Origin of the sequence: Saccharopolyspora sp. 7B (genome assembly GCF_020177435.1) — a bacterium.
In the GTDB taxonomy this organism is placed as follows: Bacteria; Actinomycetota; Actinomycetes; order Mycobacteriales; family Pseudonocardiaceae; genus Saccharopolyspora_C; species Saccharopolyspora_C gregorii.
In genome coordinates this window covers 1-1,348 of record NZ_JAIUKC010000281.1, presented here as the reverse complement: position 1 = coordinate 1,348, position 1,348 = coordinate 1, and the positions used below count along the sequence as shown (strand labels likewise).

The window sequence follows — 1,348 nt, the reverse complement described above, 5'->3', positions numbered from 1 at the left end:
GCAGCGCGGACCCGGCGATGGCGGCGGTCTTGGTGTGCTTGGTGCGGAACACTGGACTCATCTCCCCGGTGCGGCCGTGGGGGGCCCCCCCCCGGGCCCCCCCCCCCCCCCGCCGGGCCGCGGTGCATCGCATTCCGCGGAACGGAATTCGACGCTCCCGGCGACGCGCTCGGCGGCCGTCCGGGAATTCTGTTTATTGAACGGAATCGCGGTAAATTCCGCTCGCGGTTCACCCGGATCGCCCCGGCCGAACCGAGTGGATCTTGCCACGCCGGGCGACCGGCCGCGATCACTCAGTGACGAGCCCGACAGGGCAGGACACCCCGGTGCCGCCGATGCCGCAGTAGCCGTTCGGGTTCTTCGCCTCGGACAGGTACTGCTGGTGGTAGCCCTCGGCGTAGTAGAACTCGCGCAGCGGCGCCACCTCGGTGGTGATCGTGCCGCGACCCGCCGCGGTCAACGCCGCCTGGTAGCCGTCGCGGGTCCGCTCGACGACGGCGCGCTGCTCGTCGTCGGCGAAGTAGACCGCCGAGCGGTACTGGCTGCCGCGGTCGTTGCCCTGCCGCAGGCCCTGCGTCGGGTCGTGGCCCTCCCAGAAGACCTTCAGCACCCCGGCCAGGTCGATCACCGCCGGGTCGAACACGACCAGCACGGCCTCGGTGTGCCCGGTCAGACCGCTGCACACCTCCTCGTAGGTCGGGTTCGGCGTGTAGCCGCCCGCGTAGCCGACCGCCGTCGTCCACACCCCGTCCGTGCGCCAGAAGATCCGTTCCGCGCCCCAGAAGCAGCCCATGCCGACGACCAGCGACTCGGTGCCCTGCGGGAACGGCGGCACGATGGTGCGGTCGCCGAAGACCGCGTGCCGCTCCGGCACCGGCAGCGGGGTGGAGCGCCCGGGCAACGCCTCGTCCGGGCCGATCATGCGGGTCCTGTCACCGAAGAACAGCGCCATGCCACCGATGCTACGCGCGGGATCAGCGGTGGTCCGGGCCGTGTGGAGCGCCCCGCACCCGGGGTGACGGGCGCGGGGCGCGGATGCGTCGTGGGGACTCCCCTCCCCCGAACGCAGCAACACCGTAGAACGCGCGTTCGAGTGATCGCCAGTCCGGTCGGCGCAGGTCACACCGCCGGTCAGGACCGGTGCGGCGGGAACCGGTCCAACGGGCGGGTCTCCTCCACCTCCGGCGGCGGGGCGGCGTGCCTGCCGCGGCGGCGCGGCGGGGTGGCGGACGGGTCGGCCAGGTCGCCGGTGAAGCTGCGCGCGGCGGCGGGCTCGGCGTCCTGCTCGGCGCTCGGCCAGGAGACCGGCGGGAAGTCGCGGGCGGTCTCCACGTCCTCGGCGGGGTGG

General features: G+C 73.6%; 2 protein-coding genes. Both read right to left on the bottom strand.

Going from position 1 to position 1,348, the window contains the following annotated elements; translation table 11 throughout:
• Positions 1-289 precede the first annotated feature (289 nt).
• A complete protein-coding gene (gene msrA / locus LCD33_RS28590; RefSeq protein WP_224958328.1) occupies positions 290-952 on the bottom strand; it encodes a peptide-methionine (S)-S-oxide reductase MsrA in 663 nt (220 codons plus the stop codon).
• Between the two features lie 179 nt (positions 953-1,131).
• On the bottom strand, positions 1,132-1,348 hold a 217-nt coding region (locus LCD33_RS28585), incomplete at its 5' end, for a hypothetical protein (RefSeq protein ID WP_224978504.1).